The 18,945-nt window shown below is 57.1% G+C and carries 19 protein-coding genes; 3 read left to right on the top strand and 16 right to left on the bottom strand.

Features of this window, described 5'->3' with window-relative positions; genetic code table 11:
• Window positions 1–90: 90 nt before the first annotated feature.
• Entirely contained in the window at window positions 91–996 is a 906-nt protein-coding gene (locus QPL98_RS00960) for a LysR family transcriptional regulator (RefSeq protein WP_014421143.1), read from the top strand.
• Here the strand turns inward: QPL98_RS00960 and QPL98_RS00955 are convergent.
• Entirely contained in the window at window positions 969–1,580 is a 612-nt protein-coding gene (locus QPL98_RS00955; RefSeq protein ID WP_114435015.1) for a tRNA-(ms[2]io[6]A)-hydroxylase, read from the bottom strand. The genes QPL98_RS00960 and QPL98_RS00955 overlap by 28 nt on opposite strands.
• A gap of 257 nt (window positions 1,581–1,837) precedes the next feature.
• Between QPL98_RS00955 and acnB the strand changes: the two genes are divergently transcribed.
• The gene (acnB, locus tag QPL98_RS00950; protein ID WP_303292463.1) at window positions 1,838–4,432 is read left to right on the top strand and encodes a bifunctional aconitate hydratase 2/2-methylisocitrate dehydratase; all 2,595 of its coding nucleotides are present in this window, start codon (window positions 1,838–1,840) and stop codon (window positions 4,430–4,432) included.
• A gap of 299 nt (window positions 4,433–4,731) precedes the next feature.
• Here the strand turns inward: acnB and putP are convergent, their stop codons facing one another.
• From putP to QPL98_RS00890, 12 genes are all read right to left on the bottom strand, one after another.
• Window positions 4,732–6,222 carry a sodium/proline symporter PutP gene (putP, locus tag QPL98_RS00945; RefSeq protein WP_153740320.1) on the bottom strand — a complete coding sequence of 497 codons (1,491 nt, stop codon included), beginning with the start codon at window positions 6,220–6,222 and terminating at the stop codon, window positions 4,732–4,734.
• Window positions 6,223–6,534: 312 nt separating this feature from the next.
• On the bottom strand, window positions 6,535–7,314 hold the full coding sequence (locus tag QPL98_RS00940; RefSeq protein WP_011785337.1) for an AraC family transcriptional regulator: 780 nt from the start codon (window positions 7,312–7,314) through the stop codon (window positions 6,535–6,537).
• A 98-nt stretch (window positions 7,315–7,412) separates the two neighbouring features.
• Window positions 7,413–8,057 carry a dTMP kinase gene (gene tmk, locus QPL98_RS00935; RefSeq protein ID WP_011785338.1) on the bottom strand — a complete coding sequence of 215 codons (645 nt, stop codon included), beginning with the start codon at window positions 8,055–8,057 and terminating at the stop codon, window positions 7,413–7,415.
• The gene (mltG, locus tag QPL98_RS00930; protein WP_011785339.1) at window positions 8,054–9,124 is read right to left on the bottom strand and encodes an endolytic transglycosylase MltG; all 1,071 of its coding nucleotides are present in this window, start codon (window positions 9,122–9,124) and stop codon (window positions 8,054–8,056) included. The genes tmk and mltG overlap by 4 nt, the downstream gene beginning before the upstream one ends.
• Window positions 9,124–9,942 carry an aminodeoxychorismate lyase gene (pabC, locus tag QPL98_RS00925; RefSeq protein WP_023010472.1) on the bottom strand — a complete coding sequence of 273 codons (819 nt, stop codon included), beginning with the start codon at window positions 9,940–9,942 and terminating at the stop codon, window positions 9,124–9,126. The genes mltG and pabC overlap by 1 nt, the downstream gene beginning before the upstream one ends.
• Before the next feature lie 6 nt (window positions 9,943–9,948).
• On the bottom strand, window positions 9,949–11,196 hold the full coding sequence (fabF, locus tag QPL98_RS00920; RefSeq protein WP_011785341.1) for a beta-ketoacyl-ACP synthase II: 1,248 nt from the start codon (window positions 11,194–11,196) through the stop codon (window positions 9,949–9,951).
• A gap of 125 nt (window positions 11,197–11,321) precedes the next feature.
• Complete coding sequence (gene acpP / locus QPL98_RS00915) at window positions 11,322–11,555, bottom strand: acyl carrier protein (protein ID WP_008938713.1); 234 nt, start codon at window positions 11,553–11,555, stop codon at window positions 11,322–11,324.
• A gap of 132 nt (window positions 11,556–11,687) precedes the next feature.
• Complete coding sequence (gene fabG / locus QPL98_RS00910; RefSeq protein WP_011785342.1) at window positions 11,688–12,431, bottom strand: 3-oxoacyl-ACP reductase FabG; 744 nt, start codon at window positions 12,429–12,431, stop codon at window positions 11,688–11,690.
• A 16-nt stretch (window positions 12,432–12,447) separates the two neighbouring features.
• Window positions 12,448–13,386, bottom strand: coding sequence for an ACP S-malonyltransferase (fabD, locus tag QPL98_RS00905; protein ID WP_011785343.1), 939 nt, complete (start codon window positions 13,384–13,386; stop codon window positions 12,448–12,450).
• A 127-nt stretch (window positions 13,387–13,513) separates the two neighbouring features.
• Window positions 13,514–14,518 (bottom strand): phosphate acyltransferase PlsX, encoded by a 1,005-nt coding sequence (plsX, locus tag QPL98_RS00900; protein WP_014421134.1) that lies wholly within the window; start codon window positions 14,516–14,518, stop codon window positions 13,514–13,516.
• 42 nt (window positions 14,519–14,560) lie between these two features.
• Window positions 14,561–14,740: a 50S ribosomal protein L32 gene (gene rpmF / locus QPL98_RS00895; protein WP_011785345.1), complete on the bottom strand. Its 180-nt coding sequence runs from the start codon at window positions 14,738–14,740 to the stop codon at window positions 14,561–14,563.
• A 30-nt stretch (window positions 14,741–14,770) separates the two neighbouring features.
• The gene (locus tag QPL98_RS00890) at window positions 14,771–15,328 is read right to left on the bottom strand and encodes a YceD family protein (protein ID WP_011785346.1); all 558 of its coding nucleotides are present in this window, start codon (window positions 15,326–15,328) and stop codon (window positions 14,771–14,773) included.
• A 141-nt stretch (window positions 15,329–15,469) separates the two neighbouring features.
• On the opposite strand from QPL98_RS00890, the gene QPL98_RS00885 reads away from it, so the two are divergent.
• A complete protein-coding gene (locus QPL98_RS00885) occupies window positions 15,470–16,063 on the top strand; it encodes a nucleoside triphosphate pyrophosphatase (RefSeq protein WP_011785347.1) in 594 nt (197 codons plus the stop codon).
• A gap of 13 nt (window positions 16,064–16,076) precedes the next feature.
• Here the strand turns inward: QPL98_RS00885 and QPL98_RS00880 are convergent, their stop codons facing one another.
• The 3 genes from QPL98_RS00880 to rluC are packed head-to-tail and all read right to left on the bottom strand — an operon-like array spanning window position 16,077 to window position 18,873.
• On the bottom strand, window positions 16,077–17,126 hold the full coding sequence (locus tag QPL98_RS00880) for a S49 family peptidase (RefSeq protein WP_022991761.1): 1,050 nt from the start codon (window positions 17,124–17,126) through the stop codon (window positions 16,077–16,079).
• 29 nt (window positions 17,127–17,155) lie between these two features.
• Complete coding sequence (locus tag QPL98_RS00875; protein WP_023009931.1) at window positions 17,156–17,806, bottom strand: HAD family hydrolase; 651 nt, start codon at window positions 17,804–17,806, stop codon at window positions 17,156–17,158.
• A complete protein-coding gene (gene rluC, locus QPL98_RS00870) occupies window positions 17,806–18,873 on the bottom strand; it encodes a 23S rRNA pseudouridine(955/2504/2580) synthase RluC (protein WP_303292462.1) in 1,068 nt (355 codons plus the stop codon). The genes QPL98_RS00875 and rluC overlap by 1 nt, the downstream gene beginning before the upstream one ends.
• Window positions 18,874–18,945 lie beyond the last annotated feature (72 nt).

Genomic DNA, 18,945 nt, shown 5'->3' with positions numbered 1-18,945 from the left:
TTTAACCTTTTGCTTGAAATCGACAAAACGGGCTGTTTTCATAAGGCTATTCGATTTTTCCGATAAACAGCTTCCACCGGAAGAGACCCTATGAAATACAGCTTTCGTCAGCTCGAAGTTTTCCTGGCCGCCGCCCATTTCCAGAACATCACCCGGGCTGCCGAATCGCTGGCCATGTCCCAGTCCGCCGCCAGCAGCGCCCTGAAAGAACTGGAGAGCCAGTTCGATATCCAGCTCTTCGACCGCGTGGGCAAACGGCTGCAATTGAACGAACTCGGCCGACTCTACCGGCCCAAGGCAGAGTCCCTGCTGGCGCAGGCCACGGAACTGGAACAGGCGTTCAGTAAACATTCAGAAGTCGGCGCCCTGAAAGTCGGCGCTACCCTGACTATAGGGAACTATCTGGCCGTGGGCGTGATGGCCAAATACATGAATACCCCTACCCGCCCGAAAGTTTCACTGGAGGTGGCCAACACCAGCTCCATAGCCCGCCGGGTCCGGGACTTCGAACTGGATATCGGTCTGATTGAAGGCGAGCTACAGTCCCCGGAGCTGGAGGTAATTCCCTGGCGGGAAGACGAACTGACGGTATTCTGCTCTCCGTCACACCCCCTGGCCCGAAAACAGGCTCTGACCGACGAGGACCTTCGTCAGGCGGTCTGGATTATGAGGGAACCGGGATCTGGCACGCGGCAGAGCTTCGAACGGGGGATGCACGGCCTGTTGCCAGACCTCAACATCCTGCTGGAACTGGAACATACCGAGGCCATCAAACGGGCCGTCGAGGCGGATCTGGGCATCGGATGCCTGTCCAAAGTAGTTCTGGCCGACGCTTTCAAACGCGGTAGCCTGGTCCCCCTGAGCGTCCCCGACTATCGGAAATTCGACCGTCAGTTCTACTTCATTCTGCACAAACAGAAATACCGCAGCGCCGGAATCGCCCGCTGGATGTCACTTTGCCAGGAGCTTCAACCTGCCAGAACCGGGCCGCTGTGAAAGCGGAACTCGGAATCCGGAGATTCAATCAGCTTTTGCTCGATGGCCAGGAACTGCACAACGCGTTCATCCACCGGGCCACCATTGGCCTGCTCGGCCAGCGTCAGGTAATCCTGGTAATGACGTGCCTCGGATTTAAGCAGGCTGTTGTAGAACTCAGCCAGCTTTTCATCCAGCGAGGGAGCCAGGGCAGCAAAACGCTCACAGGATCTGGCCTCAATAATGGCGCCGACGATCAAGACATCGACCAGCCGCCCGGGATCCTCTGTTCGTACCGCTTCCCGCAGGCCGGCGGCATACCGTGCCGGTGACAGATGGGCATAGGTAACCCCCCGCTTTTTCATGATCGCCAGTACCTGCTCGAAGTGCCTCAGTTCCTCTCGGGCCAGACGCGACATCTTGTTGAGCAACTCGGTGTTGTCCACGTAACGGTACATCAGACTCAGCGCCGTGGACGCGGCCTTTTTTTCACAGTGCGCATGGTCGATCAGCAGCAGGTCCTGGTTTGCCAGGGCGCTGTCAATCCAGGTTTGCGGGGTACGGCACGGTAGGAAATCGTGAATTTCTTGCAGGGCGTCGTTCATATCGCGGTTCAGGCTGAAAATTCGGGAGGCCGGAGTATAGCGCACTTAACAGATTCCTCCGACCTCTGTCCAACTTAACTTTATAAGGGGTTTCCTATAGAATGCAGCGCCAGATCAAGGAGTCTCTGAATAAATCCTGAAACCCCATCAGTGATTTGAGGCGTTATTCAGAGGCTCCTGCGGCCTTTTCGCCAAAAAACTCCCGCCGGGCATCACGCCCACAGCGCGGAACATTCCAACTGATGAGGGTCCATATCGTGTTAGAAGCCTATCGTGAACACGTTGCCGAACGTGAAGCCCTGGGTATTCCTCCCAAGCCCCTGAACGCCGAGCAGACCGCCGCCCTGGTTGAGCTGCTGAAGAACCCGCCGGCCGGTGAAGAAGAAACCCTGGTTTACCTGCTGGAAAACCGCATTCCGCCGGGCGTAGACGAAGCTGCCTACGTTAAGGCTGCATTCCTGTCTGCCATCGCCAAGGGCGAGGCCACTTCCCCGCTGGTCAGCAAAGAATACGCCGTAAAGCTGCTGGGCATGATGCAGGGCGGTTACAATATCGAGACCCTGGTTGAGCTGCTGGACGACAGCGACCTGGCCGAGCTGGCCGGTGAGCAGCTGAAGAAAACCCTGCTCATGTTCGACGCCTTCAACGATGTGAAGGAAAAGATGGACGCAGGCAACGCCGTTGCCAAGTCCGTGGTTGAGTCCTGGGCCAACGCCGAGTGGTTCACCAACAAGAAGAAGGTTCCCGAGAGCACCAAAATGGTGGTGTTCAAGGTGACCGGCGAAACCAACACCGACGACCTGTCTCCGGCCCCGGATGCCTGGTCCCGCCCGGACATCCCGCTGCACGCCCGCGCTGCCTATAAAATGGAACGTGACGGCCTGAAGCCGGAAGAGCCCGGCGTAACTGGCCCGATGAGCCAGATCGACGAAATCAAGGCCAAAGGCCTGCCCGTTGCCTTCGTTGGTGACGTAGTGGGTACCGGTTCTTCCCGTAAGTCTGCCACCAACTCTGTTCTGTGGTTCTTCGGTGAAGATATCCCGGGCGTGCCGAACAAGCGTGCCGGCGGTGTCTGTATCGGTAACAAGGTTGCCCCGATCTTCTTCAACACCATGGAAGATGCTGGCGCCCTGGTATTCGAGGCCCCGGTTGACAACATGAACATGGGCGACGTCATCGAAATCCGCCCGTACGAAGGCAAGATCCTGAACGAAGCCGGCGAAACCATCTCCGAGTTCAAGTTCAAATCTGATGTGATCCTGGACGAAGTTCAGGCTGGCGGCCGTATTCCGCTGATCATCGGCCGTGGTCTGACCAACAAGGCCCGCCAGGCTCTGGGCATGGGCGCTACCGACATTTTCCGTCTGCCGAAGGATCCTGAAGCTGGCGACAAGGGTTTCACCCTGGCCCAGAAGATGGTTGGCAAGGCTTGTGGTCTGCCGGAAGGCAAAGGCGTTCGTCCGAACACCTACTGTGAGCCGCACATGACGACCGTAGGCTCCCAGGACACCACTGGCCCAATGACCCGTGACGAGCTGAAAGACCTGGCGTGTCTGGGCTTCCAGGCAGACCTGGTGATGCAGTCCTTCTGTCACACCGCCGCTTATCCGAAGCCGGTTGACGTTGAAATGCAGCACACCCTGCCGGACTTCATCCGCACCCGTGGCGGTGTTTCCCTGCGTCCGGGCGACGGCATCATCCACTCCTGGCTGAACCGCATGCTGCTGCCGGACACCGTAGGTACCGGTGGTGACTCGCACACCCGTTTCCCGATGGGCATCTCCTTCCCGGCCGGTTCTGGCCTGGTGGCCTTTGCCGCTGCTACCGGCGTTATGCCGCTGGATATGCCGGAATCCGTTCTGGTTCGCTTCAAAGGCGAAATGCAGCCTGGCATCACCCTGCGTGACCTGGTACACGCCATTCCGCTGTACGGCATCAAGCAGGGCATGCTGACTGTTGAGAAGAAAGGCAAGATCAACGAATTCTCCGGCCGTATCCTGGAGATCGAAGGTCTGGAGCACCTGACTGTCGAGCAGGCGTTCGAACTGTCTGACGCCTCTGCCGAGCGTTCCGCTGCCGGTTGTACCATCAACCTGTCGGAAGACTCCGTGGCTGAGTACCTGCGCTCCAACATCGTTATGCTGCGCTGGATGATTGCTGAGGGTTACGGCGATCCGCGTACCCTGGAGCGTCGCGCCCAGCAGATGGAAGAGTGGCTGAAAGATCCGAAGTTGATGCGTGCTGATAAAGACGCAGAATACGCCCACGTGATCGAAATCGATCTGGCTGACATCAAAGAGCCGATCGTGTGCTGCCCGAACGACCCGGACGATGCCAAGTTCCTGTCCGAAGTGGCTGGTGACAAGGTAGACGAAGTGTTCATCGGTTCCTGCATGACCAACATTGGTCACTTCCGTGCCGCTGGTAAGCTGCTGGAGCAACACAAGGGCGCCCTGAGCACCCGTCTGTGGATGTCTCCGCCCACCAAGATGGATCAGCAGCAGCTGATGGAAGAAGGCTACTTCAACACCTACGGCACCGCCGGTGTTCGCACCGAGATGCCGGGCTGCTCCCTGTGCATGGGTAACCAGGCACGTGTCGCTCCGAAGTCAACGGTTCTGTCTACCTCTACCCGTAACTTCCCGAACCGTCTGGGTGATGGTGCCAACGTGTACCTGACTTCTGCGGAACTGGCTGCTGTGGGCGCGGTACTGGGCAAACTCCCGACTCCGGCGGAGTACATGGAGTACGCCAAGGACCTGAACAGCATGTCCAAAGAGATCTACAAGTATCTCAACTTCGACCAGATGGAAGAGTACACCCAGAAGGCGTCTGAGGCTTCCGTAGCCTGAGATCTTCTGAGGTAGCCTACCTCTGATCTGAAAACGCCAGCCTTCGGGCTGGCGTTTTTTTGTGTCCCGGTAAACCAAAACAATTGCTACCCAGGGAAATCTGCGCCTGTACTACGCCGGCGTGGGGCGGGTATGTCTTTTCTGCAGGGAAAAAGATGTCTGAGCGCAGCGAGTTATTTTTCCCGGAAGAAAGGACATACCCACCCCGCGACCCGCCCCCAGAACCCGAATTCCTGCACAAAAAAGGGCTCCCCGCGGGGAGCCCTTATCAGAACACTGATTGTTACCAGTGAATTCTGTTACCGCTCGATGTGCTGGTACTCACCGGCATCGGAAGTGGCCAGAGTTACCACAACGATAGCGATAAACGCAGCAACGAAGCCCGGGATAATCTCATACACACCCGGGCCACCCATGAACTCACCATTCCAGCCCAGAGAGATCCAGATCATCACGGTGGCTGCACCCACAATCAGGCCAGCCAGTGCGCCTGCACCGTTGGTACGCGGCCAGGTCAGAGCCAGAATGATCAGCGGACCAAAGGCAGCACCGAAGCCCGCCCAGGCGTTACTGACCAGCCCCAGAACCTGGGAATCCGGATCAGACGCGATAAAGGCTGCCACCAGGCCAACCGCCACAACACAGGCCCGGCCAACATTGACACACTCTTTATCCGTGGCTTCCTTGCGCAGGAACAGACGGTAGAAGTCTTCGGTCAGCGAGGCGGAGGAAACCAGCAACTGACTGGAGATGGTACTCATGACTGCCGCCAGCAGAGCGGCGTACAGGAAACCGGTAATCAGCGGGTGGAACAACAGATCTGACAGAACAATGAAAATGGTTTCCGGATCAGCAACGTCCAGGCCATTACGTACAGCGTAGGCACGGCCAAACACACCCAGCGCGATCGCGCCAATCAGGGAGATGCCCATCCAGGACATACCGATATTACGGGCAGTCCCTACCTCACCCACGGTACGGATAGCCATGAAACGTACGATGATGTGCGGCTGGCCGAAATAGCCGAGCCCCCAGGTAACCGCCGACAACCAGCCAATCACCGTGAGCCCTTCCGTCCACGACAGGAGCGTTGGATCCACACTGTTCAAGGTCTCGGAAGCCTGGGCGAAACCACCACCGCCTTCGCCGAACAGCACTACTGCAGGCATGATGACCAGAGCGAGCATCATGATGCAGCCCTGCACGAAGTCCGTCATGCTCACCGCGAGGAAGCCGCCAACAACGGTGTACGCCAGCACCACACCCAGGGTGATCACAATACCGGCGGCGTAGTCGCTCATGCCACCGAAGTTAAAGATACCAGCGAAGGCGCTTTCAAACAGCTTGCCGCCGGCAACCAGGCCAGAGGCGGTATAAACCGCGAAGAACAGCACGATAACGATGGCGGATACTGTGCGCAGCGGCAGAGCCTTGGTTGGGAAACGGTTGGCCAGAAACGCCGGGATGGTGAGTGCATTGCCATAATGCACGGTCTGCTCCCGCAGCCGGGGTGCAACCACAACCCAGTTGATGAAAGCACCAACAAACAGACCGATACCAATCCAGGCCGAGGCCAGACCGGTAACATAGAGGGCGCCGGGCAAACCCAGCAGCAACCACCCACTCATATCTGATGCGCCGGCTGACAACGCCGCAACTTTAGGACTGAGGGCACGGCCCCCCAGCATGTAATCCTCAGCAGTGGCTGATGATGTGCGCATGGCCCAGAGGCCAATTACGATCATCAGGGCGAAATACGCAAATAGACTGATCCAAACTCCAATAGCCATATGGCTCCTCCGGTTTTATGAGTCGGATAAGATCCGCTCGATTGGCACAACACCAGATCAAAGATCGGCACTGTGTGCCGTTTTTTTGTATGTCTCGGATTCGTCAGACCTGTAGCAAGAATCAACTTGCCGGGATTCCTCATTGAATATAGCTGATCGCCAGATCTTTGCGACCAGCCAGCTCAGCTCCGGAGCCTCGGTCCTCGGGCGATATAAATTAGTATTACTACGGATTCGAGGCTTACAAAATCCTACGATTATTTTGCAGAATCCTACGGGACTGACGTCAAAACCTACGAATCCACGCCTGAATCAGGCCACATGTTCATTCAGTTGTAGCCTGGAAGGTGTAATGCCCCGATGTTTTCTGAGCGCGTTGGTCAGCGCACTCTGCGATGAAAAGCCGGTGCGATAGCTGATTTCAGAAACCGAAAGCGAGGTCGAGGATAGCAGCCCAACTGCCTGATCGAGGCGGGTTTGCAGCAGAAACTGATGCGGCGTTGTCCCGGTAACCTGCCGGAAAATCTCATGAAACCGGCTCACACTCAGGCATGCGACACCGGCCAGATCCTGGACGGTTATCTTGCGGTGAAGATTGCCGACGATATAGCGGCGGATGTCCTCGGGATTGAGACTGTTTCTGTTACTGGAAACGGGGGGGCGGTCGACGATGCGCTCAGCCATGCAATGAAGAATACTGGCGGCGAGGTGCTGATGCAGCGCCCGGTTATCCGGTGAACGGTCGAATTCACCGGCGGCAAACTGGACCAACCCCTGAATACGGTTATCCATCTGTACCGTACGCGGCTTCTCAAACAGCCGCATCAACTTGTCGTAGTCCGAGTGCAGTGGTGTCGACAGTGCTGCGCAGAAGGGATCAACATTGATGACCAGCACGTGGTTTTGCTGATCACCACAATAATCGTGGCGCGCCTCTGTAGGTACCAGACAGGCTTTCCAGGTGTCGAGGCAGGCACCGGATCCATCAATGCTCAGCTCCGCCTGCCCGCGCACACCGACCACGATCTGGTGGTGTTCATGGTGATGCTGTTGGGCAGCCGTGGGTAGCTTCAAAAGTTTCGCGTTGAGCATTACTACTGAAAGCCGTTATCGAGAATGTTCCTCAATTAAAGCAGAACATTACAAAAAGTGCACGAAAACACCGGGATTCGCCAGCGATCTGTCTGCTGTCAGTCAGAAACCGGCAGTTTTGCCAGTGCGGTCAGGAGGGCTGATACACTCTCGGATACCTGCTCGAGGGGTAAGGCGGCGTTTACCACATGGTAGCGCCCGGGCATTTCCGTCGCGCGCTCCAGATAGGTTTCCCGTATCCGCTGAAAAAATGCCTGCGCCTCCCGCTCAAACCGGTCAAGCTCACCGCGCTTTCGAGCACGAGCCATACCGGTTTCCACAGGTGCATCCAGCAGGATAACGTGGTCCGGACGCATCTCACCCTGAACCAGAGCCTCAAGCAACGCAATCCGTTCTCTGGAGACGCCACGGCCACCTCCCTGATAGGCGAAGGTGGCATCGGTAAACCGGTCACAGAGAACCCACTTACCGGCGGAAAGTGCCGGGAGGATTCTGTTATGGAGGTGCTGAGCCCTGGCGGCAAACATCAGCAGCAGCTCGGTGGTTTCGTGTACTGACTCCTCTCTGGGGGCCAGCAACAGCTCACGGATGCTTTCTGCCATAGGGGTGCCACCTGGCTCACGGGTCACAATGTAATCAATACCAAGCCGTTCCAGGGTTTTCGCAGCGTTATCCAGCTGTGTTGACTTGCCAACCCCTTCGGTACCCTCGAATGTAATGAATCGCCCTCTGGCCAAAATCATTGCTCTCCGTTACTGCTGGTTTCTGAATCCGGGGCCGGGAATGAACGGTAATCTTCCCGGCGGTTCAGCTGGAACTCACGCACGGCTTTCTGGTGCTCGGCAAGCGTACGGGAAAACTTGTGACTGCCATCCCCCCGGGCGACAAAGTACAGGGCATCGCCGTCATCCGGATGCAACGCGGCATGAATGGATTCTCGTCCCGGTAACGCAATAGGCGTTGGCGGCAGGCCATCAATGCGATACGTGTTATAGGGTGTCCAGGTACGAAGATCACTGCGACCAATCCGGCCCCGATATTTGTCACCCATACCGTAAATAACCGTTGGGTCCGTCTGCAGGCGCATACCCTTCTTCAGGCGCCGGACGAACACACCCGCCACCTGTTGTCGCTCGCCGGCCACTCCGGTTTCACGCTCCACAATCGACGCCATGATCAGTGCCTCATAGGCGTTGTCGTACGGAAGCCCTTCCTCACGGTTCTGCCATTCCTCCTCAAGGACCTCGGTCATGATGTTGTAGGCCCTTTTGAGAATATCGAGATCGGTTTCACCACCGTGAAACAGGTAGGTATCCGGGAAAAACCAGCCCTCGGGATGCTGCCCTTCGGCTCCCAGAGCCGCCATGATCTCCTCATCCGTCCAATCGGTGGTCTGCCTGGTGAGCCTGTCGGTGCGCGCCAGCGCTGCCCGCATCTCGGCAAAGGTCCAGCCCTCGATAAACTGCACGGACCAGAGCTTGACCTTACCTTCTACCATCTGGTTGATCATGTCGACCGGGGTCATACCAGAGGTGAACTCGTAGTCCCCAGCCTTGATCAGAGTCTGCTCCGGGTTCAGGCGCCCGTGAATCCGCAGCCAGAGCGGATCATCCACAAATCCTTTCGCAGCCAGCTCCCGCGCAACGCGACCAAACGCCGTACCGGGCTCGACAGAAAACAGAGTGGGCTCGTCAAGGACAACCGGGGTCTCAAGTGTTTTCAAACCCTGCCAGAGCCAGAGACCACTGCCGGTAACCGCCAGAACAGCAAGAGCAACAATACCTACGAGTAGCTTTTTGAACACGCGCATCAATCCGGTCGCTTATGAGGATCGCAAATTGTCGCAAGCCGGTTGCCCACAGGCAAATCAAGGCCCGCCAGATTGCGAACCGGAACAACTCCAAGCACGCTGTTGGTCAGGTACAGACCCTGGCATTCGCGGCCCAGCAGGTCCTCCACCTGCAGTTCACATTCCCGGAACGGCTCACCCGCCGCGAGCAGGCATTCGATCACCTTTCGGCGCATCACACCGGAAACCGCCAACGAGGCCGCCGGAGGTGTTCTCCAACCATCAGGGCCATGCAGGAATAAATTGGTTCTGGTACCTTCAACTACATGCCCTGCCGCGTTGGTCATCAGCAATTCAAACGTTGGATCCTTCATTTCACGGGCCGCCATTACCTGCTCCAGCCGATTGAGGCTCTTGATGCCAGACAGGAGTGGATTGACCGTCAACGGTACCCGGGAGAAGTCCACCATAACCCCGGTTTCGGGCGGTAGCGGAGGAAGAACAGAATGGAACAGATACAGATGGGGGCTGACATCAGCTGCCGGCCGATATCCGCGGCCACCGCTGCCACGGGTTACCACCAGCTTGAGCACCCAGTGGCTGATGCCATGAATGGCGCCATAGCGCTTCATTGCATGGGCAACCGCTGACTCCAGTTCGGGCCGACTCAGCCGAATACCCAGGCGCCCGGCATCCCGCATCAACCGGTCAAGGTGATAGACCAGCAAAGGCGCGGAATCCCCGTTCACACTGATGGTTTCGAACAGGCCATCTCCATATGCCAGCCCCCGGTCACCAGGGAGCAGGCAGTCGTCGTCTGCCCAGTAGAGCTTCAACACCCGGGCTCAACCCTCGTAGCGGCTGACGATCAGGGTCCCGTTGGTGCCGCCAAAGCCGAACGAATTCGACAACGCGACCTTCACATCGGCATCTCTGGATTTGTGCGCCACAAAGTCCAGATCACAACCTTCATCCGGATGATCAAGGTTGATGGTGGGCGGCAACACCCCGTCCCGGACTGCCAATACCGAGAATATAGCCTCAACGGCACCCGCGGCGCCCAGCAGGTGTCCGGTCATGGATTTGGTGCTGCTCATGGCCAGTTTTTCCGCATGGCTGCCAAACACCGATTTGACTGCAGCCACCTCAGCCACATCGCCAACCTGAGTGGAGGTTCCATGGGCATTGATGTATCCGACCAGATCCGGGCTGATGCCGGCATCGCGGATGGCATTTCGCATGGAGCGCGCCGCACCCTCACCATCGGCCGGGGGGGCCGTGATGTGATGGGCGTCATCGCTCATACCAAAGCCGATGACTTCGCCGTAAATGGTTGCTCCTCGCGCCCTGGCGTGTTCCAGCTCTTCCAGAACCACAACGCCGGCGCCATCACTGAGTACAAAGCCGTCACGGTCACGATCCCAGGGGCGACTGGCCTTTTCCGGCTCATCATTGCGGGTCGACAGGGCCCGGGCGGAGGAAAATGCCGCCACGCCGCTGCGTGTGGTCGCCATTTCAGAGCCGCCGGCCAGCATGACATCGGCATCGCCGTAGGCGATGGTTCTGGCGGCATAGCCGATATTGTGTGTTCCAGTGGTACAGGCGGTCACGATCGCAATATTCGGCCCCTTGTAGCCGAAACGGATCGCCGCATTACCGGAAATCATATTGATGACGGATGCCGGCACAAAAAACGGCGAAACCTTGCGCGGGCCGGCCTTATCCATCTGAAGAACGTTCTTTTCGATGTATTCCAGGCCACCGATACCTGAACCTATGGCAATCCCTACCCGCTCCTTGTCGAGCTTGCTGTATTGCTCAAGGCCGCTGTCATCTACCGCCTGCTGCGCTGCAATCAGGCCATAGTGAATAAAGGCATCCAGCTTTCGCGCTTCCTTGCTGGACAACCAGGGCTCGATATCAAGATCCTTGACGGCACCGCCAATGCGAGTGGTGTACTCGGACGCGTCAAAGCGGTCAATCAGTCCGATGCCACTGCGTCCGGCACGAATGGCTTCCCAGGAAGACGTCACATCATTCCCCACCGGAGAAAGCATACCCATTCCCGTGATGACAACCCGTCGCTTGCTCATATCCCCAATCACCCGATTGTTCCGTCTCTGATGGTTCACTGCTGGCCAATGTCCGACCAATAAAAAAGCCGTCCTTCAATAAGCCCAAAGGACGGCTTTTGCCTGGCTATCTGATTCGCAGGGTATCAGGTGTGCGCGACAATGTAGTCGATCGCGTCCTGAACGGTGCCCAGCTTTTCGGCCTCTTCGTCAGGAATCTCTGTCTCGAATTCCTCTTCCAGGGCCATAACCAGCTCAACAGTGTCCAGTGAGTCAGCGCCAAGATCCTCTACAAAAGAAGATGTGTTCTGAACTTCGGACTCTTTCACGCCCAACTGCTCACAAACAATCTTCTTAACGCGCTCTTCAACTGTACTCATAATGTCCTCACTTTATGTGTCAACCAAGCAACTCTATGGCTGCCAGTTTAGTTTAAACCCCACCTGCAAACAAGCAGGGATTCTGTCAAACATGTTGTGCGACAAGGGGTTGCACACCAGCCCGGAACGGACTTAACCCATGTACATGCCGCCATTCACATGAATGGTTTCTCCGGTTACGTAAGCGGCGCCGTCCGATGCCAGGAAAGCCACCACAGCGGCAACCTCCTCCGGCGACCCCAGGCGACCAGCCGGTATGATTTCCAGCATAGCCTCACGCTGCTTATCGTCCAGTTTTTTGGTCATGTCTGTGTCAATAAAACCAGGTGCCACGCAGTTCGCCGTGATACCGCGGTTAGACATTTCCTTGGCCAGGCTACGGGTAAAACCCTCAACACCGGCCTTCGCCGCACAGTAATTGCCCTGCCCGGGATTTCCCATACCAGCAACCACTGAGCTGATATTGATGATTCTGCCCCAACGGGCTTTCGCCATACCACGCAATACCGCCTTGCTGGTGCGATAGACGCTGGACAGGTTGGTTTCCAGAACCTCAGACCAGTCATCGTCTTTCAAGCGCATCAGAAGGTTATCACGGGTGATGCCGGCATTATTGACCAGAATCAGGGGCGCACCTGATTGCTCGGCAAGCTGCTTGAGGCCAGCCTCGATGCTCTCGGGCTCTGCCACATTCATAACAATGCCATAGCCACTGAAACCCGCTTCTTTCAGGCCATCGGTAATGGCCTGGGCCCCCTCGGCACTGGTCGCGGTACCCACCACTTCGGCTCCCTGCCGGGCAAGTTCATGAGCAATGGCTTTGCCAATGCCTCGACTGGCGCCGGTTACCAATGCAACTTTGCCTTCCAAAGACATAATTCACTCCGTGTAATCAGGACTGACCAAAGGCCTTAAGGGCTTCAGCCAGAGAATCAGGACTCTCGATGCCGTGAACCGGCAGAGAACGATCGATACGTTTGATCAAACCGGCCAGTACCTTGCCGGCGCCACACTCAACAGCCACACCCACCCCTTCGGTAGACAGCCGCTGTACCGAGTTTGTCCACAGCACCGGTGAGTATAGCTGCTTGAGCAGATTAGCTTTCAGCACCTCTGCATCCCTTGCCGGCTCAGCATTGACATTCTGGACAACGGGAATGACAGCATCGTTAAACCGAATATCCTCAAGGGCTTCAGCCAACTGTTCCGCCGCCCCCTTCATGAGCGCACAGTGGGAGGGAACCGAAACCGGCAACGGCATGGCCTTGCGGGCACCTTTGGCTTTGCAGGCTTCAATGGCCCTTTCAACGGCCGCTGCGCTACCGGCAATAACCACCTGGCCCGGCGCGTTAAAATTCACTGCGGCAACCACATCACCTTCAGCAGACTCCTCACACGCCGACACCACATCCGAGTCCTCAAGACCCAGAATGGCCGCCATACGCCCCTGCCCTTCAGGCACGGCATCCTGCATCAGTTCACCGCGCAGCTGAACCAGCTTTACAGCTTCAATAAAATCCAGGCTTTCCGCCGCCACCAGGGCGCTGTATTCACCCAGACTGTGGCCAGCAACAAAATCCGGCCGGGGGCCGTCAGATACACACCACTGCCGCCACAGCCCAACACTTGCGGTCAGCAGAGCAGGCTGAGTAACCATGGTTTTATTGAGCTCTTCGGCGGGGCCATGCTGACAAAGATGCCACAGGTCATAGCCAAGAACGTTGGACGCCTCGTCAAACGTTTCGGTGATCATCGGCCACGCTTCAGCGGCAGCAGATAACATGCCGAGTGACTGGGAGCCTTGTCCGGGAAAAACAAACGCTGATTTCATAAGCGGAATCTTATCGTCATTGAAGGGTTACTGAAGATTAGCCAATAGTACAATCAGGGCCAATTATCCGCGAATAAGAGCCGGGATGCGGGACGACTTTAGTCGCGCTCCCGGTAACGAGGAGGGATCATAACATCAGATCATCGAGTCTTTCGTTGATCCTTCGTGGCACTTCCAGCTGAACCTCACGAACGGCCTGCCGGATCGCCGCCAGCATCGCCCGCTCATTGGCGTTGCCGTGACTCTTGATGACCACACCCTGCAACCCGAGCAGACTGGCGCCATTGTGCCTGGAAGGGTCCATCAATTGCAGAAGTCGCCCGATAATCGGCCTGGCCAGCAAGCCCACAAAACGACCGTACATGGAGCGTGTGAATGCCTGCTCCAGCAATTCGATCAACAGGCCGGCAACCCCCTCTCCGGTCTTGAGGGCTATATTGCCCACGAAACCGTCACACACTACAACATCGGCGACATCGCGAAAAAGGTCACTTCCCTCGACATAACCGATGTAGTTGATGGTGTCGCACTGGGCCAGCATGTGTGATGCGAGCCGGACCTGTTCATTACCCTTGATTTCTTCCTCACCGACATTCAGCAGTGCCACCCGTGGCTCGGACTGGCGGCAGATAGCGGATGCCATCAGGGACCCCATCAGGGCGTACTGGTAGAGATTCTCCGCTGTGGAATCGACGTTGGCACCAAGATCCAGGACATGGCAACGGCCACGCAGAGAGGGGATCAGCTTTGCGATGGCAGGACGTTCAATCCCGGGATACATCCGAATGATCGAGCGACCGAATGCCATCAGCGCACCGGTATTTCCGGCACTGACACAGCCCTGCGCTTCTCCGTCCCGCACGAGACTGAGCGCAATGGCCATAGAGGAGTTTTTCTTGTGGCGGAGGGCATGGGAAGGCCGCTCGTTCATACGAACGACGTCGGCAGCCTCAACAATGCGAATACGGGCATGCCCCTCATGCAACAAAGCCTCGAGCTCGCTCCGGATTCCCACCAGAACAAGACTCAAGGCTTCGTTTTCACGCACTGCTTCCAGCGCAGCATGGACGACAACCGCGGCACCGCGATCACCGCTCATAGCATCAATGGCAATGGTGACCGGCGTGTTCACCACTCGTCCATGCGGCACAGGTCAGAAGAAATTCCCGACGAATTACTCGTCGCGAGCCTCAACCACCTGCTTGCCACGGTAGAAACCGTCTGGAGACACGTGATGGCGACGATGAACTTCACCAGTTGTTGCGTCGGTAGACAGAGCAGCAGCACTCAGTGCGTCGTGTGAACGGCGCATGCCACGCTTTGAACGAGTTTTGCGATTTTGCTGTACAGCCATGGTTATGCTCCTGACCTATTTTCGAATACGTTAATGCTTTGTCGTCTTAAGTCCCGCCAGAACACTGAACGGGTTCTCTTTTCTTTGCTCTGTCTCGGGCTCTTCGGCAGCCTCGGGCTCTTCGAGCGCTTCAAGATCTTCTTTTGCCGGACACTCCTCCCGCTCGTGGAGCGGAAATGGCGGCAGCACCAGAAGCAACTCGTCTTCCACCATTGCCCAGAGATCGGCGTTGAAATCTTCTACCAGAAATGGCTCCAACGCTTTCGGCAACCGCTGCGCCTGCTCATCACTGATGACCAGACCGAGATCAAAACGGGATTCCAGAGTCACCTGCATGTCACCCATGCAGCGCTGGCATTCCAGAATGACCGGCGCAGACAACTCACCCGACACTATCCGGCGACGCTCCCCATCCCGATAGAAAGACAGCTTTACGCTGCACTCACCATCTTCTGGCAGTCCCGGCACAGCTTCACGAAAACGAGAAAGCCCCCTGAAAGGAATCACCCCTTCAAGCGTTGTGTTCTGCTCTGCCAACTTGTTTGGGTCGACAGATCTGGGCAGTTCGACGATCGGCGCTTTGGACATAGGCGCGCAATTTTAGGGGCGAGACCCGCCTCTGTCAAAGACTTAATCGACTTTCTACCGGGCCTTTCGCCCGGAATAGGGGTATTTTACGATATCAGCCCGAAAGAACTCCCATATCCAACCGACCGGACCTGAAACCCTATGCTTCCTCCCAAGCTGCTACTGGCCTCTTCCTCACCCTACCGAAAGCAATTGCTGGCCCGGCTCAACCTTGCGTTCGACACTGCCAGCCCCGACATCGACGAAACACCCATTCCAGGAGAAGCAGCCGAAGCCCTGGCCGTCCGACTTGCAGAAAGCAAAGCAAAAGCTCTCGCCCCGCGCTTTCAGGACCATATCATCATCGGCTCCGACCAGGTGGCGGCATTACCGGATGGCAGCCTCCTGAGCAAACCCGGCCGCTACGACACAGCAAAACAGCAATTGATGCGAAGCAGTGGCAACCGGGTGCGCTTTCTCACCGGTCTGGCCGTTCTGGATACCCGAAGCGGCAACCTTCAAACTCACTGCGAACCGTTTGAGGTGCACTTCAGGGACTTACAGGAAGAGGAAATTGAAGGCTACCTGCAGAAAGAGCAGCCTTACGACTGCGCGGGCAGCTTCAAGATGGAAGGTCTTGGCATCGCCCTTTTCAGCCGCCTTCAGGGCGACGATCCCAACAGCCTGATCGGCCTACCGCTGATTGCGCTCACCCGTATACTGAGAGAGCTGGGCATCAATCCATTGCTGGACTGATGCCCGAGGCAACTTATCGGAGCTCCAGTCGTGACTCCATCAACCGGGTTGCGACACCTTCACCAACGGCCACCCCCAGCTGATCCACAAACTCCTGAAAAGGAGAGCGGCTGCGACTGTAATCGACAAGCTCCTCTTCGCCCACCAACTGGCGCGCGACCCAGGATGAACTGCCCAGACCATCTACAAGCCCCAGCTCAACCGCCTGCTCACCACTCCAGACCAGGCCACTGAACAGCCTGGGGTCATCCGCCAGGCGATCGCCACGTCCCTGCCTGACCGCTTCGATGAACTGCTTGTGGGTGTTTTCAAGCACACTCTGCCAGAACGCAACCTCTTCCTCCTGCTCCGGCGAGAACGGGTCCAGGAAAGCCTTGTTGTCACCTGCGGTATAGAGACGACGATCCACGCCAATCTTTTCCATCGCCTCAGTGAAGCCAAAACCACCGGCCACTACACCAATCGATCCGACCAGACTGGCCCGGTTGGCGTATATCTCATCGGCTGCTGCGGCAATGTAATAAGCGCCCGATGCACCAATATCAGAAATCACCGCGTAGATCTTCTTGTCGGGATACTCCTCCCTCAACCGCTTGATCTCGTCATAGACATAGCCGGACTGCACCGGACTGCCGCCCGGACTGTTAATCCGCAGCACAACCGCCTTCGAGCTCTCGGCCTCAAACGCGGCACGCAATGCCCCGACCAGGTTATCTGCACTGGCCAGCTCATCAGCAGCAATCGGGCCACTCACCTCTACCAGCGCGGTATGGCTTCCCACTGTGGCCCCGACGCCTTCTCCGAAGGGCGCACGAATCATGAACAGCAGCGCAAACAGATATCCGAACGTGAGTAGCTTGAAGAAAATACCCCAACGACGACTGCGTCGCTGCTCTGCCTGCAAGGACATCACCAGCTTTTCAATCAGACGCCAATCACGCCCCGTCTCCGGCGGCATCGACGGCTTCCTGCTGCCAAACAAGCCACCTCGGGCGCCCCGGGCTTCTGACTCAACGGGCTTGTCGCCCCACTCCGACTGCTTATCCGAATCCCACTCGCTCATTCGTCTTCCTTACTTGCAACGTCCTGCTGTTAGCGCAGACCCAACACCTTCCGGAGGTCCGCCACTGAATTCACCACTGCATGAGGATCATAGGTCTCAAGCACATCACGCTTATGCACCCCCCACTCCACACCGATGGAGGGCATGCCAATACGCTGAGCCATCTCCAGATCGTAACGGGTATCGCCAATCATCACAGCCTCTTCCGGTTCATAGCCGTAGAACGCCAGGATTTCCTCCAGCATCAACGGATGCGGCTTGGACCGGGTTTCATCCGCACAGCGCGTGATATCAAAATGCGACCCCAGACCACTGGAGGTCAACGCCAATTCAAGACCCCGCCGACTCTTGCCAGTCGCCACCGAACACCCACGCCCGGAACCCCGGAGATCGGCAACCACATCGGCCATGCCGTCGAACACATTCTGGGGCGTGGTCACCTTCTTGAAGAAGTAACCGGCATAACCTTCACGAATACGAACCATCTCCTCACGACTCAGACCCGGATACAGCTTCTCCAGCGCCTCAATCATGCCCAGACCAATAATGTCGCGATAGGCCTCTCGCTCCAGCTCTGGATACCCCAGCTCCGTTGCCGCCTGGTGCAGGCTGTCAGCGATATGGTCCACTGAATCAATCAGCGTTCCGTCCCAGTCAAAAATAACGACTTTTACCTTCATCAAGACCGCTTCCCGCTTCGCTTGGTCAATTCTTCGAGCACCCCGGAAAAGGGCCCGTCGTATACTGCTTCCAGCCGCATGGGCTCACCCGAACCCGGAAGCGAAAACTCAAGAGCCCTGGCGTGCAACATCAAGCGCTGCCCACCAATGGCCCGGAAAGCTTTCAGGCTCGCATCATCCATATACTTGTCATCGCCCGCAATCGGATGACCCGCCCAGGCACTGTGTACCCGAATCTGGTGAGTCCTGCCGGTCACCGGCGATGCCTCAACAAGACTATACCCCTGAAATCGCTGCAAACAGGTAAACAAAGTCAGGGAACTTTTGCCCTCCTCACTGACCCGAACCCGACGCTCGCCATTAGGCATCTCAAAACGCAACAGCGGCTCAGCAACACGATCAACATTTTCCGGCCAACTGCCGACCACCAGAGCGTGGTAATACTTGCGAATCCGCTTCTGCCGCAGCTCATCCTGCAAAAACCGTAACGCGGATCGCTTTTTGGCCACCATTACCAGACCAGACGTATCGCGATCCAGACGATGAACCAGTTCAAGGAACCTGGCTTCCGGCCGGGCCGAGCGCAACACTTCAATCAAACCGAAACTCAGTCCGCTTCCACCATGAACCGCTATACCGGAGGGCTTGTTCACCACCAGCATTTCATCGTTCTCGAAAACGACCGCAGCCTCCATAACCCCCTGCACCCGACTGCCGGGCCTGGGCTGCTCCGCCCTGGCCTGCTGCACCAGCGGCGGAATTCTGACCACATCCCCCGGATTAAGACGGGTATCAGGCTTTACACGCCCTTTGTTTACCCGCACCTCACCCTTTCTGACAATGCGGTAGACAATGCTTTTAGGCACCCCCCGCAATCGTGCAAGCAGGAAATTATCCACCCGCTGCCCTGCCATATCCTCATCAACGGTAATCCACTGAACCTCTGTCGCCACCTTTCCCGGAGCACGCTCAGACCCCGCTTTGACAGCAGATTTTCCGACACCACGGGCTTTGTCCGTGGCAGGGCGACGACCCTTTGTCTTACGGGAATCGGGGGAGCGCGACATGTAAACCCTTGCGTTGATGAATTGCGGCATCGTATGGCCGCCCCAGCATACCGGGACGGACGCAACTGAGGA

The sequence above is a fragment of the Marinobacter sp. ST-43 genome, from assembly GCF_030541085.1.
Lineage (GTDB): Bacteria > Pseudomonadota > Gammaproteobacteria > Pseudomonadales > Oleiphilaceae > Marinobacter > Marinobacter nauticus.
The sequence above is the reverse complement of the archived record's forward strand: the minus strand, read 5'-3'. Positions and strand labels throughout refer to the sequence as shown.